The sequence below is a fragment of the Nonomuraea sp. NPDC049480 genome (assembly GCF_044465905.1).
GTDB lineage: Bacteria > Actinomycetota > Actinomycetes > Streptosporangiales > Streptosporangiaceae > Nonomuraea.
Window position 1 is genome coordinate 125260 of sequence record NZ_JBITMD010000016.1, and the last position, 24943, is coordinate 150202.

The window sequence follows — 24943 nt, forward strand, 5'->3', positions numbered from 1 at the left end:
AATGACGACACCAGCCCGGCGGCCCGTAGCGTTCGTGGCGCTCGGTCTCACGGCGGCATTAACTCTGACGGCCTGCGCGGGCACCAGTGGTAGCACGGGCGGAGGCACAGCGCCGAAAGTCGACGTGTCGACGACCATCCCCAGCGACCCGGTGACGCTCACCCTGGCCTACAGCAATGACCCGCCCACCCAGACGCTGATCGACGGCTTCACCAAGAAGCACCCGAACGTCACCATCAAGCCCCAGATGACGCCGTTCAACGACTACATCAAGTCGATCAAGCTCGCGATGTCGGGCGACGCGGCACCGGACATCGCCCAGTACAACCCGGGTGCGATGAACTCCCTGGTCCCGGCCGGCCTCATCCTGGACCTGGGCCCGTGGGCCAAGGCCTACGGCTGGACCACCAAGTTCCCGCCGTCGACCCTCGAGATCCTCAGCTCCGACAAGTCGGCCAAGCAGTTCGGGACCGGCGGCCTGTACGCCGTGCCCGGCGGGCTGTCCGTGGTCGGCGTCTACTACAACAAGAAGATGGTGAAGGAGGCGCCGAAGACGCTGGCCGAGTTCGAGGCCGCGATGCAGAAGGTGAAGGACTCCGGCCAGACCCCGCTGATGCTCGGAGCGCTCCAGGTCGGCGGCTTCCACCTGTGGAACGCGCTGCTCAACGTCACGGGCAACGTCGCCGACTACCGGTCCTGGGTGTACGGCAAGCCGGGCGCGACGATCGAGAACGACGGCGCGCGCAAGGCCACCCAGATGATGGCCGACTGGGCGAAGAAGGGCTTCTTCCCCGCGTCGGCGAGCGCCACGGCGGACGCCGACGCGCTGGCGAGCTTCGCCAAGGGCAAGAGCGCGTTCCTGGTGACGGGCAACTGGGGCGCCACCGCTGTGGAGAAGGAACTCGGGGACGACGCCGGCTTCTTCCTCATGCCCACGCCGTCGGGCGAGCCCGCCAAGGTGGCCTCGGGCGCGAGCGTCGCGTACGCCATCTCGGCGAAGAGCAAGCACCCGAACGTCGCCGCGGCGTTCCTGGACTACCTGAGCTCGCCGGAGGCGGCGAAGATCGAGTTCGACGGCGGGTTCATGCCGGTCGACACCAAGGCCGAGCTGGGCGCCGAGGGCCTGCGCGGTGAGATCGCGGAGGTCTTCACGCCGGTGGCGCAGAGCAACGGGATCGTACCGTTCCCGGACTACGCCTCCCCCGGCATGATCGACAAGCTGACCCCGGGAATCCAGGGCGTGATCAGCGGCAAGACGAGCGTCGACGACTACCTGAAGTCTCTGCAGGAGTCGTGGGACGGACACCATGGCTCGTGATCTGAGCTCGCCCGCCGCCCCGCCGCGTGCCGCCACGGCCCGCGGCGGGGGGCAGGCCACCCACGAGCGCGCCCGCCCCGCCGCCTGGCGAAGCCGGAAAGCGCGCGGCTGGCTGTATGTGCTGCCCGCGCTCGCGGTGTACCTGGGATTCGCCATCTGGCCGGCGATCAACACGCTGCGCCTGTCGCTTCTGACCTGGGACGGCATCCTTCCGGCCACCTGGGCGGGCCTCGACAACTACGTCAAGATCTTTCGTGATTCGGCGCTGTACGAGGCCATCCTGCACAGCCTCGTGCTGATCGTCTTCTTCTCGTTCATCCCCATCGCCGTCGGGCTGCTCATGACGGCCCTCCTCATGGGGAAGGTGCGCCGGGGGATGACGTTCTTCCGGATCGTCTTCTTCCTCCCCCAGGTGCTGCCGCTGGTCGCCGTCGGCATCACCTGGCGGTGGCTCTACAGCGAGTCCGGCGTCGTCAACCAGCTCCTCGAGTTGGTCGGGCTGGGGTCGATCACCCGCGCCTGGCTGGGCGACTACGGTCTGGCACTGGTCGCGCTCGGGCTCATCGGGACGTGGGTGATGAGCGGTCTGTGCATGATGCTCTTCCTGACCGGCGCGCAGAAGATCGACCCCTCCCTGTACGAGGCCGCCAAGCTCGACGGCGCCGGGGCGGTGCGACAGTTCCGCCACGTCACCCTGCCCGGGGTGCGCAGAGAGATCACGGTCGCCGGCGTCATCACCACGATCGCCGCGCTGGCCAGCTTCGACCTCGTCTTCACCACCACGAACGGCGGCCCGGCGGGGCAGACCAACGTGCCCGGCCTGCTGGTCTACCGGCTGGCCTTCAACGAGGGCGACATCGGCGGCGCCAGCGCGCTGGCCGTGGTGCTGACCGTGCTCGTGATCGCCATCGTCAGCGCCATCCGATACGTCACCAGGGATGATGAGAAGTGAGCATGCGCGGCGGTGTCAGCCTCCGATACGGGGTACTCGTCCTGCTGGCGGCCATGGTGCTGGTGCCGCTCGTCGGCATCGTCCTGGCCGCCCTGCATCCCCCCGGCTCGCAACTCGACGGGCTCAGCATCCCGGATCGGTGGTCATGGGAGAACTTCGCGCTCGCCTGGGAGCGGGGCAACATGACCGCCCTCATGAAATCGAGCCTGCTGATCGCGGCCTTCGTGGTGCCGCTGGCGGTGGTGCTTGCCACGCTCGCCGGCTATGGGCTGCAGATCCTCAAGGTGTGGGGCCACCGGACGCTGTCGTTCGGGTTCGTGATGGGGCTCACGCTGCCGATCGAGCTCATCGTGGTGGCGCTTTACTTCAACCTGCGCGAGGTCGGGCTCACCAACTCCTACACCGGCATCATCCTCGCCGAGGCGGCCCTGTTCATGCCGTTCGGGGTGTACTGGATGCAGACGCACTTCTCGAGCGTGCCCGGCGAACTGGTCGAGGCGGCCCGCATCGACGGCGCCAGGGATCTCGTCGTGCTGGTGCGGGTGCTGCTGCCCATCTCGTGGCCGGCGATCACCACGCTGTCGGTGCTGTACTTCATGTGGTCTTGGAATCAGTTCATGCTGGTCCTGGTGATGATGCAGGACCCGGACCGGCGCACCGCGCCGAGCGGCCTGGGACTCTTCGTCGGCGAGTACACGACGGACATCCCGTTGCTGGCGGCGGCCTGCTTGATCGTCATCGCGCCGATCGTCGTCGTCTACCTCATCTTCCAGCGCAGCTTCGTCAGCGGCATCACCCAGGGCGCCATCAAGGGCTGACCGCACCGCTCCGCCTCCCCGAAGGACCCCGGCCACGGTCGGCCGGTCCGCCCCTTCGGTCGGCCGAAAGGGTGGCCGGAGCCGGTTTTTTGGCATTCATGCCGAAGCCCGTGTCAAGATGCGCGTGTGGTCGGGACACCGCCTGAGCTCGAGCGCGGCACCGGCGTCCCCGCGCACGTGCAGATCGAGCGGTGGCTGCTCGATTCAATCGACGGGGGCGAGCTGGCGCCGGGCGACCGGCTGCCCGGCGAGCGGGAGCTGGCCGGGCGGCTCGGCGTGAGCCGGATGACGCTCCGGCAGGCCCTCGCCACCCTGGAGCGCGACGGCGTCCTGGTCAGGGTGCCCGGCCGGGCGGGCGGGGCGTTCGTGGCCGAGCCGCGCATCGAGTGCGATCTGACGGGCCTGGCCGGGTTCACCGAGCAGATGCGCCGCGCACATCTGCGGGCCGAGGCCAGGATCCTGGTGGCCGCCACGGTGCCGGCGCCGCGCGCCGCGGCCGAGGCGCTGCGGGTGGAGCCGGGCGCGCCGGTGCACGAGGTGGTGAGGGTGCGGTCGGCGGGCCGGTGGCCGGTGGCGCTGGAGCGCTCGTTCTTCCCCTCGCTGCCCGGCTTCCTCGGCCAGGACCTGACCGGCTCCCTCTACACGCTGCTCGCCGGCCGGTACGACCTGGAGCCGCGCACCGCGGTCGAGCACCTCGCCCCGGTGATCGCCCGTCCCGAGGAGGCCGCCGAGCTGGGCATCGAACCGGGCACGCCGCTCATGCTGATCGAGCGCACGGCGTACGCGGCGGACGGGACGCCGGTGGAGTTCGCCCGCGACCTGTTCCGCCCCGACCGGGTGCGGATCTCGGTACGCAGCGGCGTCACGGGACCAGCGGGCTCTTGACCACCGTGCCCGCCACCCAGGCGCCCTCGACCTCGATCTCGACCGCGAGCTCGTTCTCAGGCCCCGGCTCGGCCGGCAGGTAGGCGTACGCGATGGACTCGCGGACGGTGTAGCCGTAACCGCCGGAGGTCACGCGGGCCACCACCCGGCCGTCCACCCGGACGGGCTCGTTGCCGAGCGCGACGGCCCCCGGGTCGCTCAGCGTCACGCACCGCAGGCGCCGCTTCGGGGCGGGGTCGAGCGCGTCCCTGCCGAGGAAGTCCTTGTCCGGCTTGACGCAGAAGCCGAGCCCCGCCTCGTACGGGGTCGTCTCAGGCCCGATGTCCGCGCCCCACACCCGGTAGCCCTTCTCCAGCCGGAGGCTGTCGACGGCCCGGTAGCCGCCGGCCACCAGCCCGTACGGCTCCCCCGCCCGCCACAGGGCCTGCCACAGCGCGAGCCCGTACTCGGTGGAGCAGTACAACTCCCAGCCGTGCTCCCCCACGAACGTCACCCGCAGCGCCAGCACCGGCACGTCCCCCACGGTGATCTCCCGCGAGGACATGAACGGGAAGTCCATCGGGTCCGGGGTGAGCCCGCGCATGATGTCGCCGGCCCTCGGCCCCCACAGGGCGAAGCAGGCGTACTGGCCGGTCACGTCGGCGATCCTGGCCGTGGAGCCGGTGTGCGCGGCCTGCTTGCGCAGCCATCCCAGGTCGTGCGCGCCGAACGCGGTGCCGGTGACGATCAGGAACTCCTCCTCGCCGCGCCGGGTGACGGTGAAGTCGCATTCGATGCCGCCGCGCCGGTTGAGCGCCTGCGTGTACGTGACGGCGCCGATCTCGCGGGCGACCCGGTTGTCGCACACCCACTCCAGCAGCGCGGCCGCGTCGCGCCCGGTGACCTCGATCTTGGCGAACGAGCTCTCGTCGAACAGCCCCGCCGCGGTCCGGGTGGCGCGGTGCTCGACGCCGATGGCGGGCGACCAGGACCGCCCGGCCCACCCCTTCGGCCGCTCCCCTTCCCCGTTCTCGTTCGCGGCGTAGTAGTTGACCCGCTCCCAGCCCGATTTCTCCCCGAAGACGGCCCCGTGGGCGGTGTGCCAGGCGTAGGCGGGCGAGACCCGCAGCGGCCGCCCGGCCGAGCGCTCGTGCCCGGGGTAGCGGATGTCGTAGTAGGTCTCGTAGTTCTCGACCGCCCGCTTGAGCGTGTACGACGGCGAGCGGTAGTGGCGGCCGAACCGGCGGACGTCCATGTGCCACAGGTCCATGCTCGGCTCGCCCTCGACGATCCACTCGGCCATCACCTTGCCGATCCCGCCCGCGCCCGCGATGCCGTGCGCGCAGAACCCGGCGGCCACGAAGAACCCGCGGACCTCCGTCTCGCCGAGACAGAACTCGTTGTCAGGGGTGAACGCCTCCGGGCCGTTGATCAGCTTGCGGATGCCGACGTCGGCCATCGCGGGCACCCGAATCCTGGAGTTGTCGGAAATTTCCTCGAATCTGGGCCAATCCTCGGACAGGAGCCGGCCGTTGAAGTCGCCGGGGACCGTGTCGTACGTGTTGGCGCCGGCCGTCCAGGGCGCGCACGTGCGCTCGTACCCGCCCATGACCAGGCCCTGCACCTCCTGCCGGTAGTAGACGAGCAGGTCGGGGTCGCGCAGCGTGGGCAGGCCGGCGTGGTCGTGGAAGGCGTCGGTCACCACGTACTGGTGCGACATCGGCACGATCGGGACCCGCACGCCGGCCATGCGGCCGATCTCGGCCGCGAACATGCCGCCGCAGTTGACCACGATCTCGCAGTCGATGTCGCCCTGGTCGGTGCGCACGCCGGTGACCCGGCCGCCCGCGGTTTCGATGCCGAGCACGCGGGTGCGGGTGCGCAGCGTGGCCCCGCCCTCGCGAGCGCGGGTCGCGAGGGCGTAGCACAGCTGCGACGGGTCGATCTGCCCGTCCGTGGGCAGGTACGCGGCGCCGACGACGCCTTCGGGATCCATGAGCGGGAACAACGTCACGGCCTCGGCCACGGAGATCTCCTCCAGCGGCAGCCCGAAGGTGCGCGCCCACCCGATCTGGCGGCGGATCTCCGCCATCCGCTCGGGCGTGGAGGCCAGCTTGATGCCGCCGCACTCCGTCCAGCCGGCGTCGAGGGTGCGATAGAGCTCGACGGAGTACTGGTTCATCCTGGTCAGCGTGGGGTCGGCACGCAGCTGGCCGACGAGCCCGGCGGAGTGGAAGGTCGAGCCGCTGGTAAGCTCGTCCCGCTCCAGCACGACGACGTCGCGCTCGCCGAGCTGGGTGAGGTGGTACGCGACGGACGCGCCGCCGACGCCGCCGCCGATGATCACGATGCGGGCCGAGTCGCTCATGGTCGCGAGGCTAGCCGCCGTTGTTTAAAAGGTCTAGACCGTTTAGCGCGGACCGCCTTAGCATCGACCATGGCCGTGCCCGAGGTGCTCGATCGTATCCCCCTGCTGTCCGGCGTGCGGCGTACCGTCGAGGAGCTGCCGGGCGGGCTGACCAACCGCAACTACAAGGTGACCACACCCGGAGGGGCGTACGTGGCGCGCGTGTGGGCCAGCGACGGCGCGCTGCTGGCCATCGACAGGGACGCCGAGCACGCGAACTCGATCGCGGCGGCCGCGGCCGGGGTGGGGGCGCCGGTGCACGACTACCTGCCCGGCCTGGGTGTGCTGGTCGTCGGATTCCTGCCGGGGCGGACGTTCACGGAGGCGGATCTGCGGGACCAGGCGAACCTGCCCCGCGTGGCCGAGGCCTGCCGCAGGCTCCACGCCGGACCCCGGTTCGTGAGCGACTTCGACATGTTCGACGTCCAGCGGCGGTATCTGGACATCGTCCAGAGCCGCGGCTTCCGACTTCCTGCGAAATATCTCGACTTCATGCCCACCGTCGCCAAAATCCAGAAATGTCTGGCTGCACGCGACGAAGGCACCGTCCCCTGCAACAACGACCTGCTCCCGGGCAACATCATCGACGACGGCGAGCGCCTCTGGCTGATCGACTACGAGTACGCCGGCAACAACGACCCCTGCTTCGAGCTCGGCAACATCTGGAGCGAGTCCGACCTGCCGCTCGGCCACCTGGAGGAGCTCGTCACGGCGTACTACGGCCGCCGCCTCCGCCACAAGATCGCCCGCGCCCGGCTGCTCGGCCTCATGTCCAAGTACGGCTGGACGCTGTGGGCCTCGATCCAGGACGGCGCCAACGACAGCATCGACTTCGACTTCTGGTCGTGGGGGATGGAGAAGTACGAGCGAGCCGTGGCCGAGTTCACTGGATCGGGCCTCGCGGACATCATGGACGAAGCCGCGCGTACGGACTAGGCCGGGCAGACTGGGTGGCATGCTCGCCGCATTGACCGGCGCGGGCCTGTCCACGGCCGCCGGTTTGAACGCCTATATCCCGCTCCTGGTCGTGGGTGTCCTGTCGAACGTCACCGACGCCGTGAAACTCCCCGACGGCTACGCATGGCTGTCCAACTGGGGCGTGCTCGCGGTGATCGCCGTGCTCCTGCTCGCCGAGATGGTCCTCGACAAGGTCCCCGCCGTCGACAGCGTCAACGACGCCATCCAGACCGTGGTCCGCCCCGCCTCCGGCGGCGTGGTCTTCTCCGCCACGAGCGCGGCCGCCGAACTGGAGAACTCCACCTGGATGACCGAGAACCCCTGGGCCGGATGGCTGCTGGGGATCGTGCTGGCGCTGGCCGTGCACGCCGTGAAGGCCGCGGCCCGTCCGGTGGTCAACGCGGGGACGGCGGGCGTGGGCGCTCCCGTCCTGAGCACGGTGGAGGACGCGGGCTCGCTCGGCATGAGCCTGATCGCGGTGTTCACCCCGATCCTGGTGATCGTCGCCCTGCTGCTGCTCGCAGGGCTGGCGTGGTGGCTGATCAGGAAGGTACGCCGGTTCCGCGCCCGCAGGAGAGCGGCCCGCGGTCAGCCGGCAGGCTGATCCGGCCGCCGCGCCCGCGCGCCCTTACGGTTCACACTCGCAGGCTGCGGAGCCAGCCGCCCAGGAGGTGCACGAACTCGGCCGGGCGCTCCTCGTGCAGCCGATGACTGGATCCCTCCCAGCACACGACCTTGGACGCCGGGTCCTTGAGCAGCCCGGCCTCCCAGTTCGCCCGTTCCTGATCCGCCCAGATCGACAGCACCGGGCACCGCCTGCGGGCCAGGTAGTCGTCGGTCGCCGGCCGCAGGCCGATGGCGCCGTCCTCGAGGAACATGGCCTCGAACGCCTGGGCCAGGACGTGCGGCGGCATGCCGTACAGCCGGCGCTTGTGCCAGCGGCGCAGCACGGCGGGGGTGGCGGCGTTCGTGCACCACTGGTCGATCGCCTCCGCCATGGCGTGGGGGCGCTCCCCGCGCAGCCCCGCGATCATCTTGGGGAAGCCCCGGGCGATGTCGTCCGTGATGCCGTAGCCGGGGTCGAGGGCGACGAGCGCGCGTACGCGCTCCGGGTGCTCGACGGCCAGGATGGACACGACCTGGCCGCCCATGGAGTGCCCGACGGGGATCGCCTCAGGGATGGCGAGGCGGTCGAGAAGGACGTTCAGGTCCTCGGCCATCATGCGCGGCGTGTTGCCCGTCTCCGGGACCGACGAGTAGCCGTGCCCGCGCAGGTCGACGGCGATCACGCGGCGCCCGGCCGTGGTCAGCGCGTCGATGTGCCAGGACCACTGGTGCGAGTCGGTCCCCCAGCCGTGCACGAGCAGCAGCGGCGGCCCCTCGCCGCTTCCGTCGTCGGTGTAGAAGAGCCTGATGTCCCCGCCGACGTCCGCGTACGGCATGGCTCATCCCACCCTGTCCTCTGCCGGGCCCTCTACCGGGCGGGCCAGCAGCCCCGACTCCCCCGCCGTCCAGCCGCCGTCGATGGCGAGCTCGGCGCCGGTGACGTACGAGGCGGCGTCGGACAGCAGGAACGCGATCGCCTCCGCGACCTCCTCCGGCTCGCCCCAGCGCCCGGCCGGCGCGAAGGGGAAGGTGCCCTCGCCCGACACGGCGCCGAACTGCTGCGTCATGGGCGTGACGATCATGCCTGGATGGACGGAGTTGACCCGGATGCGGTCCCGGCCGAACTCCAGGGCGGCGATCTTGGTGAGGCCGCGCACGCCCCATTTGGACGCGCCGTACCCGCCGGTGCCCGGCAGCGCGAAGAGTCCCGCGACCGACGACAGGTTCACGACGGCGCCGCCGCCCGATGCGCGCATGGCGCCGATCACGGCCTTGAGTCCCAGGAAGACGCCCACCAGATTCACCTGGAGCACGCGTTCGAACTCCTCCAGAGACTGCTGCTCGATGAGCAGCGACGTGGCGATGCCGGCGTTGTTGACGAGACCGTCGAGCCGCCCGTGCTCCTCCACCGTCCGCGCGACCACCGCCGCCCACTGCTCCTGGTCCGTCACGTCGTGCGGGATGAAGCGGGCGCCCAGCTCCTTGGCGGTTGCCGTGCCCTCCTCCACGAGCACGTCGGTGAGCACGACCCGCGCGCCGGCCGCCACGCACCGCCGCGCCGTGGCCGCCCCCATCCCCCGTGCCCCGCCGGTAATGATCACAACCTTGCCGTCCAGCACGCGCCACACCCCTTCCGCAAATATGTGTGCACTGAAACACAGCCATCCCTATAGATCAAGTGCTTGCTTGGGCGTGCGCGCCAAGTCCGCCGCGGCCGACTATTCTCTAGACATCAACCCCAACAGGAGGTGGCGGAGATCGGCGAAGTCCTTGTCATCGTGCTGGTGATCCTGGCGTTCCTCCTTCTGCTGACCGGCGTGGGCGTCTACCTGCTGGTCAAGCTGGGCAGGAAGGCGGCAGGCAAGGCCAAGCAGGCGGCATCCCGGCTGACCACGCACGTCAACGCCATGGGGACCGGCGACGCCGCCGAGGTCGAGCGCCTCCGCCTCGACCTGCGCCGCGAGGTGTCCCTGACCCGCCAGGCCGTCGAGCAGGCCCAGCAGCGCGGCTGGGGCCTGGGCGACCTGCCGCGGCTCCTGGCCGACCTGGAGGCGCAGGCCGACGTGCACGACGGCCAGCTGGGGATGTACGCCCAGCAGCGCCGCGTGTCGCCGTACGTCGACCACGCCACCCTGGACCGGCTCCGCCAGCACCAGGCCAAGCTGACGGCCATGTGCGCCCGCATCCGCGCCGACCTCCTCGGCGACCAGGTCAGCCACACGAGCGCGGGGATCGCCGATCTCAGCTCGCGGACGGACCTGGAGATCGAGGCCCGCCGCCGCGCACCGGACCCGCTGGACGAGATCGACGAGCTCTACCGCCGCTCGATGCAGGAACGCTCGATGGAGGAACGCAAAGACCTCCCCTGACGGTTACGCAACGTGGCAGAATGGATTCGTCACGTGAGAGCACCGAGGAGGCGGCTCCATGACCACGGCCTTTCCCGAGTGGTTCTATCCCGGCCCTCCTGGCGGCTGGACAGCCGACATGCTCGATCATCTCCCCCCTGACGCGCCTCGGCACGTCGAGCTGATCGATGGGTCACTCATCATGATGTCGCCGCAGACACTCTTTCACCTGTATACGATCCGGCTGTTTGAGCACTCCCTCAAACCGCCCGCGCACCTGGAGGTCCTTCGCGAAATGACGGTCACTCTGGGCCTGCGCCAGCGGCCGGAGCCCGACATCCTCGTGGTGAAGAGGTCGGCGACCACTTCTCTGAAGCTCACCTCCTTCAAGCCGGAGGACGTGCACCTCGTGGTCGAAGTCGTCTCGGATGAGTCCAGGGAGCGGGACCGGACCACGAAGCCGATCAAATACTCGAACGCCGGAATCAAGTACTTCTGGCGCGTGGAGGAGGAAGACGGACTCCCCGTGGCTTACACCTTCGAGCTCGAACCCGCAGTCAAGGCTTACGTCCCTACCGGCATCCACCGCAAGCGCCTGCAGACCGACATCGGCTTCGACGTGGACATCGATCTCACGTTGAAGTAGCCGTAGGACTAGACACGGCCCCACTCCGCGTAGATGACCGCTGCCAGTTCGGCCTCCGTGGCACCGTTGCCGGCCATCGCCTTGGTGGCCTGGGCCTGCGCCGTCGTAGGGAGCAGGCCGTCGAGGAGGACAGGCGGCGACAGCCGCCGCAGCAGCACCTCTGATTCCGAGATCCCGTACGGTCTGCGCGCCACGGCCACGTTCACCCGCAGCGCGTGCTCGTTCCCCGGCGGAACGCCCGGACGGTCGATCCCGATGGCCGCACGACCCGCGACGACCGCATGAACCGGGCCATGGCCAGCCGCACCGCCTTCGGCAAGCAGGTCATCGCCGCCCAGTGGGCTGTCGCCGAGTTCGGGGCGCTGTGCCGGCTGTGGGAGCTGGGCGTTCCGGTGCCGTACCCGGTGCAGATCCTGGGGACGGAGATCCTGCAGGAGTTCATCGGCACGCCGGACGGATATGCCGCCCCGCGGCTCGCCCAGGTTTCCGACGGCCTGGACGACCTGTGGGAGCAACTGGTGGCGGCGATGGTGGCGCTGGCCAGGGAGGGGCTGGCCCATGGCGACCTGTCCCCTGACAACCTGCTGGTCCACGACGGCAGGCTGGTGATCATCGATCTGCCGCAGATCGTGGACGTGATCGCCCACCCGGCCGGCCCGTCGTTCCTCGACCGCGACGCCCGCAACGTGGCCACCTGGTTCGCCGCCAAGGGCGTCACAGCCGCCGGCCCGGAGTCCCTGGCCGCGCTCCTGAGCGCGGAGGCCGGACTCGTCCGATGAGACGCGTGGCGGTCCGCACCGTATCCGGACCGCCACACGTTTATGCAGGTCTCAACCGGTGATGCTGGACCCCGACAGATGAGAGGAGGCCGTCATGCATGATGCCATCGTTCATCCCGGCGGCGCTCGCATGCGCTGGGTGGAGCTGCCGGGCGCGGATCCGGCCCGCGTGTACGTTCACGGCCTCGGAGCCACCTCGGCCCCCTACTACGCGGAGGTCGCTGCACATCCCCTGCTGCCGCGCCACCGCTCCCTGCTCATCGACCTGCTCGGTTTCGGCATCAGCGACCGGCCCCAGGACTTCCCGTACACGATCGACGCTCACGCCGACACGCTGGCCGAGGCGCTGCGCAAGGCGGGGGTGGCGGGCGCGTCGGTGATCGCCCACAGCATGGGCGGCGCGGTGTCCGTCGTGCTGGCCCACCGCCACCCGGAGCTCGTCGCCGCCCTGGTCCTCGTCGACGCCGACCTCGACCCAGCTCCCCCGCTCTCGGAACGGCCGGGGAGCAGCGGCATCGCGGGCTACACGGAGGAGGAGTTCGTCGCGCACGGGTGGAAGGAGGTCCGTGACCGGGTGGGGCCGCACTGGTGGTCGACGATGCGGCTGGCGGACCTGCGTGGCCTGCACCGTACGGCGGTCAGCCTCGCCCAGGGCACCCAGCCCGCGATACGTGAGCTGCTGAAGGCCCTGCCGATCCCCCGCGCCTTCCTGCACCCGGAGGGCGACGCGCCGGAGGCGGCCGGCGACCTGAGCGCGGCAGGCGTCCAGGTGATCGCCATCCCGGAGTCGGGCCACACCATCATGCTCGACGACCCGGAGGCCTTCGCCCGTACGCTGAGGACCCTCCTCGCCTAGGGAACCCACGTCGGCGCGGTGCGCCTACTGCACGCCGGCCTCGCGCATGTCCCTGAGCTCGCGCTTGAGCTCCTTGATCTCGTCGCGCAGCCTGGCGGCCACCTCGAACTGCAGATCGGCCGCGGACTGGTGCATCTGCTCGGTCAGCGACTCGACCAGCGACTCCATCTGGGCCCGCGGCATCTCGCCCGCGATGGCCTTGGCGTGCTGCCCGGCCTGCCGCGAGCCGAATCCCGGCACAGGCGCCTTGCCGCGCGACTGCTGCCGGCCGCCCCCGCCGAGCAGCTTGTCGGTGTCGGCGTCCTCGCGCTGCAGCGAGTCGAGGATGTCGGCGATCTTCTTGCGCAGCGGCTGCGGGTCGATGCCGTTGGCCTCGTTGTAGGCGATCTGCTTGGCCCGCCGCCGATTGGTCTCGTCGATGGCCCGCTCCATCGACGGGGTGACCTTGTCGGCGTACATGTGGACCTGGCCGGACACGTTTCGCGCGGCGCGGCCGATGGTCTGGATCAGCGACGTCTCGGAGCGCAGGAAGCCCTCCTTGTCGGCGTCGAGGATGGCCACCAGCGACACCTCGGGCAGGTCGAGGCCCTCGCGCAGCAGGTTGATGCCGACGAGCACGTCGAACTCGCCGGTGCGCAGCTCGCGCAGCAGCTCGATGCGGCGCAGCGTGTCGACCTCGCTGTGCAGGTAGCGGACCCGGATGCCGAGCTCCAGGAAGTAGTCGGTGAGGTCCTCGGACATCTTCTTCGTCAGCGTCGTGACCAGCACGCGCTCGTCCCGGTCGGCGCGCTCGCGGATCTCGTGGACGAGGTCGTCGATCTGCCCCTTGGTGGGCTTGACGACGATCTCGGGGTCGATCAGGCCGGTCGGGCGGATGACCTGCTCGACGACCTCGCCCTTGACCCGCCCCAGTTCGTAGGACCCCGGCGTGGCGGACAGGTAGACGGTCTGGCCGATCCGCTCCAGGAACTCCTCCCACTTCAGCGGCCGGTTGTCCATCGCCGACGGCAGCCGGAAGCCGTGCTCGACCAGCGTGCGCTTGCGGGAGGCGTCGCCTTCGTACATGGCGCCGATCTGCGGCACGGTCTGGTGCGACTCGTCCAGGACCAGCAGGAAGTCCTCGGGGAAGTAGTCGAGCAGCGTGTTGGGCGCGCTGCCGGGCTCGCGCCCGTCCATGTGGCGCGAGTAGTTTTCGATGCCGGAGCAGGTGCCGATCTGCCGCATCATCTCGATGTCGTACGTCGTGCGCATCCGCAGCCGCTGTGCCTCCAGAAGCTTGCCCTGCCGCTCCAGCTCCGACAGCCGCTCGGCCAGTTCCACCTCGATGCCCGCCACCGCGGCCGTCATGCGCTCCTCGCCGGCGACGTAGTGGGAGGCCGGGAAGATGTAGAGCTCCTCGTCATCGGTGATGACCTCGCCGGTCAGCGGGTGCATGGTCGAGAGCTTCTCGATCTCGTCGCCGAACATCTCGATGCGCACGGCCAGCTCTTCGTACTTCGGGATGATCTCGATCGTGTCGCCGCGCACCCGGAACGTGCCCCGGGTGAAGGCCAGGTCGTTGCGTGTGTACTGCATGTCGACCAGGCGGCGCAGCAGCTGGTCGCGGTCGACGTCCATGCCGACGCGCAGCCTGGCCATCCGGTCGACGTATTCCTGCGGCGTGCCCAGGCCGTAGATGCAGGACACGGAGGCGACCACGATCGTGTCCCGGCGGGTGAGCAGCGAGTTGGTGGCCGAGTGGCGCAGCCGCTCCACCTCGTCGTTGATCGAGGAGTCCTTCTCGATGTAGGTGTCGCTCTGCGGGACGTACGCCTCTGGCTGGTAGTAGTCGTAGTAGGAGACGAAGTATTCCACCGCGTTGTTGGGCAGCATTTCCCGCAGCTCGTTGGCGAACTGGGCGGCGAGCGTCTTGTTGGGCTGCATGACCAGCGCGGGCCGCTGCAGCCGCTCGATCAGCCAGGCGATCGTGGCCGTCTTGCCGGTGCCGGTGGCGCCCAGCAGGACATTGTCCTTCTCTCCGGCCTTGACGCGGCGCTCCAGCTCGGCGATGGCCGTCGGCTGGTCGCCGGAAGGAGTCATCTCGGTGACGACCTCGAACGGCGCCACCCTCCGCTGCAAATCTGTGACCGGTCGCATAATGCCAACTGTAGGCGGCCGGTCCGACAGAATCGGCCGTCAGGCCGACCGCTCCCCGATCCGGGGAAAAGGCGTGGTGGAGAAGACGACCTCGACCGGGACCTCGAAGTATTCGGCGATCTTCAGCGCCAGGTAGAGGCTCGGGCTGTACTCTCCCCGTTCCAGGTAGCCGATGGTCTGGTAGTGCACCCCCAGGGCGTCGGCCAGCTGCCTGCGGGTCACGTTCCGCTCTGCGCGCAGCAGCGCGATGCGGTTGAAGACGGTCTCGCTCATCACCGCGTATCTTCTCAGCCGACCCGCTGCATCGCGCGGTCCCTGCGCTGCTGCATCGCCGCGCCGGACTCGCGCCGGGCCATCCTGCGCAGGATCGGCGGGGCGAGGAGCAGGCTCGCCACCGCCCAGGCCACGAGCACCAGGAGCATCTCGACCGGCCGCCAGGACCCGCCGATCTCCAGCGCCGCCGAGGAGTCCGGCAGGAGCGCCGAGCGCATGCCCAGTCCCAGCCAGTACAGCGGGAACACCTGGGCGATCACCTGCACCCAGCCGGCAAGGGCGGAGATCGGGTAGAAGATGCCCGAGATGGCGGTGAGCCCGCCGACGGCGAGCATCGACAGACCGGTCCCCGCCTGCGGGCTGTTGACCAGCGAGCCGATGACCGCGCCGAGCGGCATGGTGGCCGCGAGTCCGAGCAGCGTGAGGCCGATCACGGCGAGCAGTCCGCCGATCCCGGCGTCGGCCACCCCCGGCACCAGGATCAGCCCGGCCACGACCATGATGACCAGACTGCCCATGGCCTGCAGCGTCAGCAGCACGATCCGGCCGACGAGATAGCCGAGCATGCCCTGCGGGACGGCCTTCGCGCGCAGCAGGGTGCCGTCCTCGCGCTCGACGGACATCGCGCCGATCGTGCCGATCAGCCCGTTGAAGGTCGCCAGCATGCCGAGGATGCCCGGCATGGTGATCATGGCCAGGGGGATGGTGGAGCCAGGCGCCGTCGCGTCGCGCTGGAAGTACAGCACGGCCACGAAGATCGCCGTGGAGACCACGTTGAAGGTGACGTCCTGCGGGTTGGTCAGGCTGTGCTTGAACTCGATCCAGCCCCTGGCCAGACCAAGTCTCGCGGCGTGCGGCGCCGGGTTCATGCTTCCTCCCTCTTCAGGATCGCCATGTAGGTGTCCTCGAGCGTGGCCCGGCGCACCTCGAGGTCGCCGATCTCGGTGCCGTACTGCTCGAACAGGCCGCGCACGAAGCCGGTGGCGTCCTCCGTGGCGTGCACGAAGTGCTCGCCGCCGCGGCTCCATCGCACCTGGGCGTCGCGCGAGACCTCGCGGGAGAGCCGGTCGGCGCTGCCGTCGGCGACGATCTTGCCGCCGGTCAGGATGAGGATCCGGTCGGCGAGCTTCTCCGCCTCGTCGAGGTCGTGCGTGGTGAGCAGGATGGTGGTCTCGTCGAGGTCGGACAGGCGGTGGACGAGGTCGTGGAAGTCGCGCCTGGCCTGCGGGTCGAAGCCGGCGGTCGGCTCGTCGAGGAAGAGCACCTCGGGCCGGCCGACGATGCCGATGGCGACGTCGAGCCGGCGCCGCTGACCGCCGGACAGCCGGCTGACCCGCTGGCCGGCCTGCTCGGTGAGGCCGACCGCGTCGATCAGCTCGCCGGTGTCGAAGGGCCGCCGGTCCGCGTCCGCGTAAGGCTCGTAGTAGCGGCCGAGGTGCTGAAGGAGCTGGTGCACCCGCCAGCGGCCGTGGTCGCGCCACGACTGCAGCACCACGCCGAGCCTGGCCCGCCAGCGCTCACCGCCGTGGACAGGCTCGGTGCCGAGCACCCGCACGTGGCCTTCGGAGGGCGCGCGGAAGCCCTCCAGGATCTCGATCGTCGTGGTCTTGCCCGCGCCGTTCGGGCCGAGCAGGGCGATCACCTCGCCGGCGCGAACCGTGAAGCCGACGCCCTGTAACACCTGCTTCGGCCCGTAGGCCATCCGAAGGTCGCGGACCTCGATCGCGGCCTCCGTATCCACCTGATCGAGGCCGCCCACAAGCTCTCTCACTGCCCCCATGAGACCTCCAAGTAGTACCTCTACTACATCAATAGCACACCTACTACAAATAGCAATAGACCTGTGACACCGCATTGCAAGCGAATAGTAAGTCGCACCCGATACGGTCGGATTCGCCTGTAGCGGAAAAGAGAGGTTCCATGTCACGACCCAGAGAGGCACTGATCCAGGCAGGTCAGGGCATAGCCCACGCGGTCGCCCAAGGGGGTGACGTACGACAGGCGATGGGGCAGGCCGTGGGGCAGGTCGTCGACCAAGCAGGGCAGCTCGCGGGCCAGGCCCCGGGCTTCACGCTGAACCCACGCGACTTCGCCGCGGCCCGCGACGGCGGCGTGTCCGTCGGCACCCTCATCGAGGCCAGGTCGGCGTCGCTGAACGAGGCGGGCGAGATCGTCAACCGCAGCTTCGCCGAGAACGGCATGCACGTCATCTCGCCGGTGGTGATCCCCAAGGGCACCACGGCGAAGGTGATCGTGCCGCTGGGCATCCTCGTGGTGCTCGGCCTCATCGGCGCGCTCGGCAACATCGTGCCGGGCTCCGATGTGATCTTCGGGCCGCACTACTGGGTGGTGCTGGTCCTGGCCGCCGTGTTCCTGTGGTGGCGGCGCAGCGTGGTGATGGTCCCCGAGGGCTGCAAGGCACTGATCACCAAGTTCGGCAAGCTGGTGCACATCGCGGACCCGGGCCGGGTGACGCTGTTCAACCCGTGGAAGCGGGTCAGCTACATCGTCAACACCACCCGCGAGTACCCGTTCAACGCGCCGATCAGCGAGGCGCCGACGCAGCAGGGCGTCAAGGCGAGCGTGGACCTGTTCCTGCAGTTCAGGATCGAGAACCCGGCGGAGTTCATCTTCGTGCTCGGCTCGGTCAGCGGCTTCCAGTCCAAGCTGCAGAACGCCATCAGCGAGGTCACCCGCTCCCTCATCTACGCCCAGCGGGCCGAGGACATCTACGACCTGGTGGGCGAGAGCACGCTGGGCATGCTGGAGAGCCTCAACCAGCAGTTCCTGCCCGCCGTCCGGCTCACCGACGTGAACATCACCCACGCTGAGCCGTCCAGCCAGGAGTACCGCATGGACCTGGCGGCCCCCGAGATGGTCCGCGTCGCCAAGGAGGCATACACGTACGAGTATGAACTCCAGCTGCGCAAGGAGCAGAACGAAGGCGACCTGGTCAAGGAGCTGGCCGGCCTTCAGGAGACGCTGAGCGCCATCCAGGCCGAGATCGCCGGCTACCAGGCCCGCATGGACACCGCGCTCGAACGCGCCAGCCACCAGGCCAAGGCGCAGGCCAGGCAGCGCCTGGTCGAGGCCGAGTCCACGGCCAACGCCAACTCCGCGCTCCTGGAGGCGCAGGCGCTGGACATCAGGGCGCTGTCGGCCGCCGAGGCGCCGGAGATCCTCGACTACCGCTTCCAGCAGGACCTGCTGAACAAACTGGAGTCCGTCGCCACCAGCCTGCCGCAGGTGGTGCAGGTCGGCGAGCAGACCGACATCGACTTCCTGGCCCTGGCCCAGCAGCTCGTGGGCGGCAAGGGCGCGGCGCTGTTCTCCGCCGAGGACATGGCCGCCATCCGCGACAGGCTCGACGACATCGGCGCACGTGTCCAGGGCCGCGAGGCCGAGATCGCCGCCCTGCTCAAGAAGGCGGCCGCGGACGTGACCGAGCCGCAGGCCACGCCGGCGCCGGACGCGGACCTGGAGCGAACCGTCGAACGCCTGCTGCCCGGCAAGGAGGAGATCTGACATGAGCCGCGAGTTCTCCAAGATCAAGGAATCCCTGGCCTCCTGGGGCGAGATCCGCCAGCTTCTGCGCGGCGGCGAGCAGGGCCAGCTCGTGCCCGTCGTGATCCCCAAGGACCGGCGCGGCTTCGCGTGGATGTCGCTGGTGTTCCTGGCGGTCTATTTCGCCGGCATGGCGGTGCTGGGCGACTACACGATCATCGCGGCGCTGGCCGCGCTGGCCTTCCTGCTCCTGGCGCTGCTCACGATGTGGCGCAAGGCGATCATCGAGATCGAGGAGGGCACCACCGGCGTGCGCAGCCGCTGGGGCGCCATCACCGGCACGCTCCCGCCGGGCCGCCACTATCTGTGGCTGCCGTGGGACCGGGTGGACGCGGTCGTCGACACCTCCACCGAGATCCCGTACTCGGCGCCGATCGTGGCCTGCCCCACGGCCGAGAACGTGCCGCTGAAGTCGATCGAGTTCTTCCTGAAGTTCAGGATCGTGGACCCGGTCGCGTTCGTCCGCACGATCGGCGCGGGCAACTTCGACCTCGTGCTGTCCAGCGCGGTGCAGGACGCGATCAGGCAGCGCAGCCGCCGGGTCAACACCGAGCGCGCGTACGACCTGCGCGGCTCCGACGTCGGCGACATGCAGGACGCGCTCAACCGCCAGCTCGGCCGCTACGGCGTGCGCATCACGGGCGCGAACATCCCCGACGTGCAGCTGCCCGACCAGTACCAGCAGCACCTGGCCACCCGCGAGAAGGTGGCCAAGGAGCTGTCGGCGTACGAGCGCGAGTGGGAGCTGACCCGCAAGCGCCGCATCGACACCCTGCTGATGGAGATCGAGCGCTCCAAGAAGACCCGTGACGCCCGCGTCGTCGAGGTCAAGGCCGCCCACAACAACGCGCGCAAGAATGTGGCGCGCATGCTGGAGGAGCAGGAGACCGAGGCCCAGCGGGTCACATGGGAGATCGAGGCGCGTGGCAGGGCCGACCTGACCTCCGCCGAGAACGAGGCCAAGGCGCTGCGCCGGCTGGCCGAATCGTACCGGGACAACCGGGCCGTGCTGCAGTACGAGCTGGCCCGCAGGCGCCTCGACGTGGGCGCCAAACTGGCGGAGAACGCCCCCCAGGCGCTGGTCGTACGCACCCAGCAGGGCCAGGCGGACTCCGCGCTCTCCACCCTCCTCCTGGCCCAGTTGCTCCCCCGCATCTCGGGCACGGGAACAGGTCAAGTGAACGGCCACACACCTTCCGCATAGGAGAACCCCATGGTGTTCCGCAAGTTGATGGCCGCGTTCGGCGCGGGCGTCGAGGTAGACACGGTGTTGACGAACACGGGCGTGCGTCCGGGCGAGCCGCTGCGTGGCGTCGTGCACTTCCGGGGCGGCAGCTCCGACTACAAGGTCGAAGGCATCTACATCGACCTGACCGCGGTGGTCGAAGTCGAGTCGGGCGACAACGAGTACAAGACGACCTACAGCTTCCTGCGCCAGCAGGTCGCAGGGACGTTCCAGCTGGCTGCGGGCGCACAGCACCAGCAGCAGTTCGAGATCATGATGCCGTGGGAGACGCCGATCAGCGCGATCGCCGGGCACCCGCTGCACGGGATGAGGCTGGGCGTCCAGACGGAGCTGGCGCTGGCGGGCGCGCTCGACAAGGGCGACCTCGACCCGCTGTTCGTCAGCCCGCTGCCGGTTCAGGAGCACGTCATCGGCGCGCTCGACCGGATGGGCTTCCGCTTCAAGAAGGCCGACCTGGAGCGCGGCACGCTGTACGGCTCGACCATGCCGTTCTTCCAGGAGATCGAGTACTACGCCGGCGGGCAGTGGCGACGGCACTTCAACGAGCTGGAGCTGACGTTCATCGCCGGGCCGCGGCAGATGGACGTCATCCTGGAGGCCGACAAGCGGGGCGGCTTCCTGACCTCCAGCCACGACTCCTACAACCGGTTCACCCTCCGCTACGACGACCCGCCGAACTCGGCGGACGCGGCCCTGCAGCGCGGCCTGGAGCAGATGGCCCGCAACCGCGGCTGGTTCTGACCGCGGGACCCCGTCCGGGGACCGTCGCGACGCGGACGCGACAGTCCCCGGCACTTTTCGCCAGGTGATCGCTCTCTGGTGGTCGCCTGGCTCGGTCGTTACCATGATCTCGGGAACTGACCGATCGTCGAACGGCGGGGCGAACGATGGCACGGTTCACGGCGGCGGTGAAGAGGGTCGCCCCATGGGCGGCGCGGAACGCCGACGGCGCCATCGCGCTCTGCCTGGCGATCGTGGTCGGCGTGCTCGGCATCATGCCCGACAAGATCTTCGGCCCGCAGGGCGAGGACATCCAGCGCCAGCTCGTGAGCGCCGCGACGCTGGTCATCATGGCGCTGGTGGCCACCGCGCTGCTGCGCGACCGCGCCCGCCAGGCCCCCGTCGAGAAGACGATCACCTCGGGCGCCCTGGCCGAGCTGCCCGTGCGGCTGGCCCGCCTGGAGCAGATCGAGACCCTGGCCCACAGCACCCGCAGGGCCCTGGACGCGCTGCAGCTCGTCCGGGTGCTGGGCAGCCGGCAGGAGATCGCCCAGTCGCACGCCGAGGCCCGCAAGGACACCGCCCGGTGGAGCTTCAAGGGCGGCACCGGCACCTACATGCGCGCGGTCACGCTGCCCGAGTGCGTCGCCGCCGCCCGCAGGGACAAGCGCCACCTCACGGTCAGGATCGAGGTCATCGACCCGGCCGACGCCGAGGTGTGCGAGACGTACGCCCACTACCGCCGCTCCCTGTCCGACGTCCCCGACGGCACCGGCGAGACGTGGACGACCGACCGGGTCAGGAAGGAGTCGTACGCGACGATCCTGGCCGCCTTCTGGCACCGCCAGCGCTACGGCCTGCTCGACATCGCGGTCGGCCTGTCGCGGACGATGACGACGTTCCGCTGGGACCTGTCGACCACCCGCCTGATCATGACGGTCGAGGACCCGAACATGGCGATGACGGCGCTGGCGGGCACGTTCTACTACGAGAACTGCGACACCGAGCTGCGGCTCAGCTTCGAACAGGCGCGGCGGGTGCCGCTGGAGATGTACAAGAAGGCGCCGCTGAGCGACGAGCCCACGATCGAGGAGGTGCAGGAGCTGTTCGAACGCATCGGGATGCCTCTGCCCAAGTCCTACAACGGCCGCGACGTCGTGGACATCGCCCGCAAGGCACTGCGCGCCATGGATCCCTATGGTGAGCCGCGTCCAGCGGCTCTCCATCGAGACGGAACGTAAGAACCGACCATGAGCTACCTGGACGTCCACCACCGGGTCCTGGAGGGCCAGGCCAGGGAGTGGGCACTGGAGGCGCTCTCGGGCGACGTGCGCGCCGTGCGTCACCCGCTGGGATTCGTGTGCCTGCCGCTGGAGCGGGACGGCGGCGAGGGGGTATGCCTGCACCTGTGGTCCGATTCGCTCGCGCACGCCGAGAGCACGACCTCGCAGATCCACTGCCACAGCTGGGACCTGGTCAGCCACGTGCTCTACGGCCAGGTGCGCAACGTGCACGCGGTGGTCACCGACGCCGGCGCGGACGCCACGCACCGGGTGTTCGAGGTGGTCAGCGGGGCCGACGGCGACCGCATCTCGCCCACCGGCCGCACCGTGCGGCACGCGACGGGGCTGGTGGAGGTGTTCGGTCCCGGGGACACGTACACGCTTCCGGCCGACCGCTTCCACAGCAGCGTCGTCCCCGAGGGCGGGGAGGCGGCCACGATCGCGCTGGGAAGGGGCCGCCCCGGCGGCCGCGACCTGTCGCTCGGCCCGCTCGGCGCCGGGCCGCACCACGTGTCCAGGCAGCCGCTGGACGCAGGCGAGACCGCCCTGGCCGTACGACTGATCACCGCGCACCTGACCTGAGGGGCACCTGATGGACCTGGACCACGCTCGCACGGTCGCCGTCGAGGCCGCCGAGGCCGCCGGGGCGCTGCTCAGGGAGGGCACGCGCGGCGTGGTCGGGGTGCGGGCCAAGGGCGACGCCGGCGACGTGGTCACCGATCTGGACCTGGCCTCGGAGAAGCTGCTGCTGGAGCGCATCCTGACGGCTTTCCCCTCGCACGCGGTGATCGCCGAGGAGTCCGGGCTGGTCGGCGACGGGGGCGGCGAGTGGACGTGGCTCGTCGACCCGCTGGACGGCACCAACAACGTGGCGATCGGGCTGCCCGCGTTCGTGGTGGGCGTGGCGCTGTGCCGGGACGGACGTCCGGTGGTCGGCGTGGTGCACGATCCCGTCTCCGCCTGCACCTGGTCGGCCATCAGGGGACGCGGCGCGCTCTCGTCGCAGGGGGCGCGCCTGGCGCCGCCGTACGCGCCGAGCCCGCACGGGCCGCTGCTGGCCTGGACCCAGGGGTACGGCGTGACCAGGGACGACGCGACCGTGCACGCGCTGAAGACGGCGCTGGAGCGGGGCGCCCGCCGGGTGCTGCAGTTGTGGGCGCCGCTGCTGTCGTGGGCGATGCTGGCCCGCGGCGACATCGACGGCATCGTCGGCTACCGGGCCGAGGCCGTGGACCTGCCGGCGGGCGCGCTGCTGGCCAGGGAGGCCGGCATCGAGATCAGGGCGCTGGACGGCGGTCCGTTCGAGGCGTGCATCGACGCCCCGGCCGAGCGGCGCAGCTTCGTCGCCGCCCATCCGCGGGCCATCGCCGGGCTCCTCTCCCTCGTCCCCTGAGGAAAAGTACGCAGAAAATGTGTGTCCTTTGTCGATGAGTTCTGTCGCCGTTCGACGTCTATTTAGAGGGTGCCGGAGAAACGGCACACGCCGATGGGAGCCCGACATGATGACCACGACCGAACTGGCGCAGGTGCTCTTCACGACCACCCTCCAGCCGTCCGACGACGTGTCCCCGTACCGGATCCGCGAGGCCGTGGACGAGCGGCTGTGCGCGTGCGGCGGCGACCCGGCGTGGTGCGCGGCGTTCGTGGCGCAGGAGGCCGGCGACCACCCGGAGACGTACGTGGCGCGGATGCGCTGGGCGCTCGGCGCGGTGGCGGGCGCCTACGACACCGCGCTGGCCGCGTGAGCGCCGCGCTGCGGATCCATCACAGCGCCCATACCGTGACCACCACCCCCACGACGGCCAGCCCGGTGCCGGTGAGCAGGAACCGGCGCATCGGCACCTTGACCTCGTGGCGGCGGCACGACTCGAACCACAGCAGCGTGGCCAGCGACGCCCACGGCGTCACGACCGGGCCCACGTTGGTCCCGACCAGCAGGGCCAGCAGGCGGTCCTGGTCGGCGGCCGGGATGACCGTCTCGACCGCCTGATAGGCGGGCAGGTTGTTGATCGCGTTGGACAGCCCGGCGCCCACGGCGGCCGTCCGGTAGGGATCGCCCTCGACGCCGATCATCCACGTCATCAGATCCGACAGGCCGTGCCGGCTCAGCGTCGGCACCACCAGGAACAGCCCGGTCACGAAGACCACCAGCTGCCAGGGGATCAGGCCCCAGGTCAGCCGCTCGCGGGCACGCAGCAGGAACGCGCCCACCACGATCGCGGCGGCCGCGGTGGCGGCCACGGCGACGTGCGCCTTGAGCAGCAGCAGGGCGATGAACAGCAGGCACCCGGCCGCCGCGGCGCCGAACAGCACGCGGTCGGCGACCGGCTCCAGCACCGGCGGCGTGTAGCGCAGGTCGCGCCGCTCCCCGCGCCGCCAGAAGAACACCCACAGGAAGACCATCGTCACCGCGATGGACGCGATCTGGGGCGCCCACATGCGGGCGGCGAACTCCTGGGCGTCAAGGCCGATCTTGTCCATGCCGAGGAGGTTCGTCAGGTTGGAGACCGGCAGCAGCAGGCTCGCGGTGTTCGCCAGCCAGATCGTGGTCATGGCCAGGGGCAGGGCGGCGATGCGCGCCTTGGGGGCGAGGGCGAGCATGACGGGGGTGAGGAGCACCGCCGTGGTGTCCAAATTCAGAAATATCGTGATAAAAGACGCGAAAGCTACACAAAGAAAGAACAGCGCGGCGTAATTGCCGCGGCCCAGCACCGCCATCCGCGCCGCGATGGCGTCGAAGACCTGGGCTTCCTTGGTGAGCTCGGCCACCACGATGATCGCGACGAGGAAGATCAGCAGCGGCCCGATCTCGTCGATGCTCGCCACCGCGTCGTCCCACGGCAGTAACCCGGTCGCCACGAAGACCAGACCCAGAACCAGCAGCCCGATCCTGATCCAGTCGAGCACACCAAGACGCCGCAACACCCGTCGATGATCGCACACCGTCTCCAAAACCCCGACAGCGCAGTGACGGCCTCACTTCGTGAGGCGGCTCGGTCGCCCTATGCCGCCGTCTTCCCCCGTCGCTCCTGCGTCGCTCCTCCTCCAGACGACGGCGCTCCCTCGCAGTGTTCACGGCCTCACTTCGTGAGGCGGCTCGGTCGCCCTATGCCGCCGTCTTCCCCCGTCGCTCCTGCGTCGCTCCTCCTCCAGACGACGGCGCTCCCTCC

26 protein-coding genes are annotated in these 24943 nt (G+C 69.9%); 17 read left to right on the forward strand and 9 right to left on the reverse strand.

What is annotated here, in order from left to right; all coding sequences use genetic code 11:
* Positions 1 to 124 precede the first annotated feature (124 nt).
* The 4 genes from ACIBX3_RS37370 (at position 125) to ACIBX3_RS37385 (ending at position 3973) form a co-directional block, all read left to right on the forward strand.
* Complete coding sequence (locus tag ACIBX3_RS37370; RefSeq protein WP_397125248.1) at positions 125 to 1318, forward strand: ABC transporter substrate-binding protein; 1194 nt, start codon at positions 125 to 127, stop codon at positions 1316 to 1318.
* A complete protein-coding gene (locus tag ACIBX3_RS37375) occupies positions 1308 to 2270 on the forward strand; it encodes a carbohydrate ABC transporter permease (RefSeq protein WP_397125249.1) in 963 nt (320 codons plus the stop codon). The genes ACIBX3_RS37370 and ACIBX3_RS37375 overlap by 11 nt, the downstream gene beginning before the upstream one ends.
* A 2-nt stretch (positions 2271 to 2272) precedes the next feature.
* Positions 2273 to 3088 carry a carbohydrate ABC transporter permease gene (locus ACIBX3_RS37380; protein ID WP_397125250.1) on the forward strand — a complete coding sequence of 272 codons (816 nt, stop codon included), beginning with the start codon at positions 2273 to 2275 and terminating at the stop codon, positions 3086 to 3088.
* 126 nt (positions 3089 to 3214) lie between these two features.
* A complete protein-coding gene (locus tag ACIBX3_RS37385; protein ID WP_397125251.1) occupies positions 3215 to 3973 on the forward strand; it encodes a GntR family transcriptional regulator in 759 nt (252 codons plus the stop codon).
* On the opposite strand, the gene ACIBX3_RS37390 is transcribed toward ACIBX3_RS37385, so the two are convergent.
* Positions 3951 to 6320: an FAD-dependent oxidoreductase gene (locus ACIBX3_RS37390; protein WP_397125252.1), complete on the reverse strand. Its 2370-nt coding sequence runs from the start codon at positions 6318 to 6320 to the stop codon at positions 3951 to 3953. The two genes, ACIBX3_RS37385 and ACIBX3_RS37390, sit on opposite strands and share 23 nt — an antisense overlap.
* 69 nt (positions 6321 to 6389) lie before the next feature.
* Here ACIBX3_RS37390 and ACIBX3_RS37395 point away from each other — a divergent pair, with 69 nt between their 5' ends.
* Together ACIBX3_RS37395 and ACIBX3_RS37400 are read left to right on the forward strand one after the other, a co-directional pair.
* Positions 6390 to 7295 (forward strand): phosphotransferase, encoded by a 906-nt coding sequence (locus ACIBX3_RS37395; RefSeq protein ID WP_397125253.1) that lies wholly within the window; start codon positions 6390 to 6392, stop codon positions 7293 to 7295.
* Between the two features lie 19 nt (positions 7296 to 7314).
* Positions 7315 to 7920, forward strand: coding sequence for a DUF4126 domain-containing protein (locus tag ACIBX3_RS37400; protein ID WP_397125254.1), 606 nt, complete (start codon positions 7315 to 7317; stop codon positions 7918 to 7920).
* Between the two features lie 31 nt (positions 7921 to 7951).
* Here the strand turns inward: ACIBX3_RS37400 and ACIBX3_RS37405 are convergent, their stop codons facing one another.
* On the reverse strand, positions 7952 to 8758 hold the full coding sequence (locus tag ACIBX3_RS37405; protein ID WP_397125255.1) for an alpha/beta fold hydrolase: 807 nt from the start codon (positions 8756 to 8758) through the stop codon (positions 7952 to 7954).
* 3 nt (positions 8759 to 8761) lie between these two features.
* Positions 8762 to 9541, reverse strand: coding sequence for a glucose 1-dehydrogenase (locus ACIBX3_RS37410; protein WP_397125256.1), 780 nt, complete (start codon positions 9539 to 9541; stop codon positions 8762 to 8764).
* Positions 9542 to 9670: 129 nt separating this feature from the next.
* Here ACIBX3_RS37410 and ACIBX3_RS37415 point away from each other — a divergent pair, with 129 nt between their 5' ends.
* Positions 9671 to 10291, forward strand: coding sequence for a hypothetical protein (locus ACIBX3_RS37415; RefSeq protein WP_397125257.1), 621 nt, complete (start codon positions 9671 to 9673; stop codon positions 10289 to 10291).
* Positions 10292 to 10349: 58 nt separating this feature from the next.
* On the forward strand, positions 10350 to 10916 hold the full coding sequence (locus tag ACIBX3_RS37420; RefSeq protein ID WP_397125258.1) for a Uma2 family endonuclease: 567 nt from the start codon (positions 10350 to 10352) through the stop codon (positions 10914 to 10916).
* Positions 10917 to 10924: 8 nt separating this feature from the next.
* On the opposite strand, the gene ACIBX3_RS37425 is transcribed toward ACIBX3_RS37420, so the two are convergent.
* A complete protein-coding gene (locus tag ACIBX3_RS37425) occupies positions 10925 to 11110 on the reverse strand; it encodes a hypothetical protein (RefSeq protein ID WP_397125259.1) in 186 nt (61 codons plus the stop codon).
* Between the two features lie 21 nt (positions 11111 to 11131).
* Between ACIBX3_RS37425 and ACIBX3_RS37430 the strand changes: the two genes are divergently transcribed.
* Together ACIBX3_RS37430 and ACIBX3_RS37435 are read left to right on the forward strand one after the other, a co-directional pair.
* Positions 11132 to 11695: an RIO1 family regulatory kinase/ATPase gene (locus tag ACIBX3_RS37430; protein WP_397125260.1), complete on the forward strand. Its 564-nt coding sequence runs from the start codon at positions 11132 to 11134 to the stop codon at positions 11693 to 11695.
* A 94-nt stretch (positions 11696 to 11789) separates the two neighbouring features.
* Positions 11790 to 12551: an alpha/beta fold hydrolase gene (locus tag ACIBX3_RS37435; RefSeq protein ID WP_397125261.1), complete on the forward strand. Its 762-nt coding sequence runs from the start codon at positions 11790 to 11792 to the stop codon at positions 12549 to 12551.
* A 24-nt stretch (positions 12552 to 12575) separates the two neighbouring features.
* On the opposite strand, the gene uvrB is transcribed toward ACIBX3_RS37435, so the two are convergent.
* Genes uvrB through ACIBX3_RS37455 form a run of 4 tightly spaced genes read right to left on the reverse strand, consistent with a single transcriptional unit; the run spans position 12576 to position 16740 of the window.
* On the reverse strand, positions 12576 to 14687 hold the full coding sequence (gene uvrB, locus ACIBX3_RS37440) for an excinuclease ABC subunit UvrB (protein WP_397125262.1): 2112 nt from the start codon (positions 14685 to 14687) through the stop codon (positions 12576 to 12578).
* Positions 14688 to 14726: 39 nt separating this feature from the next.
* Positions 14727 to 14960, reverse strand: coding sequence for a helix-turn-helix transcriptional regulator (locus ACIBX3_RS37445; protein WP_397125263.1), 234 nt, complete (start codon positions 14958 to 14960; stop codon positions 14727 to 14729).
* Between the two features lie 14 nt (positions 14961 to 14974).
* Positions 14975 to 15829: an ABC transporter permease gene (locus tag ACIBX3_RS37450; RefSeq protein WP_397125264.1), complete on the reverse strand. Its 855-nt coding sequence runs from the start codon at positions 15827 to 15829 to the stop codon at positions 14975 to 14977.
* Positions 15826 to 16740, reverse strand: coding sequence for an ABC transporter ATP-binding protein (locus ACIBX3_RS37455; RefSeq protein ID WP_397125265.1), 915 nt, complete (start codon positions 16738 to 16740; stop codon positions 15826 to 15828). Before ACIBX3_RS37455 ends, ACIBX3_RS37450 begins: the two co-directional genes overlap by 4 nt.
* A gap of 140 nt (positions 16741 to 16880) precedes the next feature.
* On the opposite strand from ACIBX3_RS37455, the gene ACIBX3_RS37460 reads away from it, so the two are divergent.
* The 7 genes from ACIBX3_RS37460 to ACIBX3_RS37490 all read left to right on the forward strand — a co-directional run bounded on the left by ACIBX3_RS37460 (position 16881) and on the right by ACIBX3_RS37490 (position 23518).
* A complete protein-coding gene (locus tag ACIBX3_RS37460; RefSeq protein WP_397125266.1) occupies positions 16881 to 18485 on the forward strand; it encodes an SPFH domain-containing protein in 1605 nt (534 codons plus the stop codon).
* A gap of 1 nt (position 18486) precedes the next feature.
* A complete protein-coding gene (locus ACIBX3_RS37465; protein ID WP_397125267.1) occupies positions 18487 to 19728 on the forward strand; it encodes an SPFH domain-containing protein in 1242 nt (413 codons plus the stop codon).
* A 9-nt stretch (positions 19729 to 19737) separates the two neighbouring features.
* Positions 19738 to 20511 carry a sporulation protein gene (locus ACIBX3_RS37470; RefSeq protein WP_397125268.1) on the forward strand — a complete coding sequence of 258 codons (774 nt, stop codon included), beginning with the start codon at positions 19738 to 19740 and terminating at the stop codon, positions 20509 to 20511.
* Between the two features lie 146 nt (positions 20512 to 20657).
* Entirely contained in the window at positions 20658 to 21731 is a 1074-nt protein-coding gene (locus ACIBX3_RS37475) for a hypothetical protein (protein WP_397125269.1), read from the forward strand.
* A gap of 9 nt (positions 21732 to 21740) precedes the next feature.
* Complete coding sequence (locus ACIBX3_RS37480; protein ID WP_397125270.1) at positions 21741 to 22355, forward strand: hypothetical protein; 615 nt, start codon at positions 21741 to 21743, stop codon at positions 22353 to 22355.
* Between the two features lie 10 nt (positions 22356 to 22365).
* On the forward strand, positions 22366 to 23166 hold the full coding sequence (locus ACIBX3_RS37485) for an inositol monophosphatase family protein (RefSeq protein WP_397125271.1): 801 nt from the start codon (positions 22366 to 22368) through the stop codon (positions 23164 to 23166).
* Positions 23167 to 23272: 106 nt separating this feature from the next.
* Positions 23273 to 23518, forward strand: a complete 246-nt coding sequence (locus ACIBX3_RS37490; protein ID WP_397125272.1) for a hypothetical protein — start codon at positions 23273 to 23275, stop codon at positions 23516 to 23518.
* A gap of 19 nt (positions 23519 to 23537) precedes the next feature.
* Here ACIBX3_RS37490 and ACIBX3_RS37495 read toward each other — a convergent pair whose 3' ends face one another.
* Positions 23538 to 24698, reverse strand: a complete 1161-nt coding sequence (locus ACIBX3_RS37495; RefSeq protein WP_397125273.1) for an SLC13 family permease — start codon at positions 24696 to 24698, stop codon at positions 23538 to 23540.
* Positions 24699 to 24943 lie beyond the last annotated feature (245 nt).

Coding starts and splice junctions, on each gene's coding strand:
- ACIBX3_RS37475 (WP_397125269.1), top strand. CDS start 20,658: ATGGCACGGTTCACGGCGGCGGTGAAGAGGGTCGCCCCATGGGCGGCG.
- ACIBX3_RS37380 (WP_397125250.1), top strand. CDS start 2,273: ATGCGCGGCGGTGTCAGCCTCCGATACGGGGTACTCGTCCTGCTGGCG.
- ACIBX3_RS37450 (WP_397125264.1), bottom strand. CDS start 15,829: ATGAACCCGGCGCCGCACGCCGCGAGACTTGGTCTGGCCAGGGGCTGG.
- ACIBX3_RS37405 (WP_397125255.1), bottom strand. CDS start 8,758: ATGCCGTACGCGGACGTCGGCGGGGACATCAGGCTCTTCTACACCGAC.
- ACIBX3_RS37455 (WP_397125265.1), bottom strand. CDS start 16,740: ATGGGGGCAGTGAGAGAGCTTGTGGGCGGCCTCGATCAGGTGGATACG.
- ACIBX3_RS37390 (WP_397125252.1), bottom strand. CDS start 6,320: ATGAGCGACTCGGCCCGCATCGTGATCATCGGCGGCGGCGTCGGCGGC.
- ACIBX3_RS37375 (WP_397125249.1), top strand. CDS start 1,308: ATGGCTCGTGATCTGAGCTCGCCCGCCGCCCCGCCGCGTGCCGCCACG.
- ACIBX3_RS37420 (WP_397125258.1), top strand. CDS start 10,350: ATGACCACGGCCTTTCCCGAGTGGTTCTATCCCGGCCCTCCTGGCGGC.
- ACIBX3_RS37490 (WP_397125272.1), top strand. CDS start 23,273: ATGATGACCACGACCGAACTGGCGCAGGTGCTCTTCACGACCACCCTC.
- ACIBX3_RS37485 (WP_397125271.1), top strand. CDS start 22,366: ATGGACCTGGACCACGCTCGCACGGTCGCCGTCGAGGCCGCCGAGGCC.
- ACIBX3_RS37400 (WP_397125254.1), top strand. CDS start 7,315: ATGCTCGCCGCATTGACCGGCGCGGGCCTGTCCACGGCCGCCGGTTTG.
- ACIBX3_RS37470 (WP_397125268.1), top strand. CDS start 19,738: ATGGTGTTCCGCAAGTTGATGGCCGCGTTCGGCGCGGGCGTCGAGGTA.
- uvrB (WP_397125262.1), bottom strand. CDS start 14,687: ATGCGACCGGTCACAGATTTGCAGCGGAGGGTGGCGCCGTTCGAGGTC.
- ACIBX3_RS37445 (WP_397125263.1), bottom strand. CDS start 14,960: ATGAGCGAGACCGTCTTCAACCGCATCGCGCTGCTGCGCGCAGAGCGG.
- ACIBX3_RS37460 (WP_397125266.1), top strand. CDS start 16,881: ATGTCACGACCCAGAGAGGCACTGATCCAGGCAGGTCAGGGCATAGCC.
- ACIBX3_RS37465 (WP_397125267.1), top strand. CDS start 18,487: ATGAGCCGCGAGTTCTCCAAGATCAAGGAATCCCTGGCCTCCTGGGGC.
- ACIBX3_RS37395 (WP_397125253.1), top strand. CDS start 6,390: ATGGCCGTGCCCGAGGTGCTCGATCGTATCCCCCTGCTGTCCGGCGTG.
- ACIBX3_RS37480 (WP_397125270.1), top strand. CDS start 21,741: ATGAGCTACCTGGACGTCCACCACCGGGTCCTGGAGGGCCAGGCCAGG.
- ACIBX3_RS37435 (WP_397125261.1), top strand. CDS start 11,790: ATGCATGATGCCATCGTTCATCCCGGCGGCGCTCGCATGCGCTGGGTG.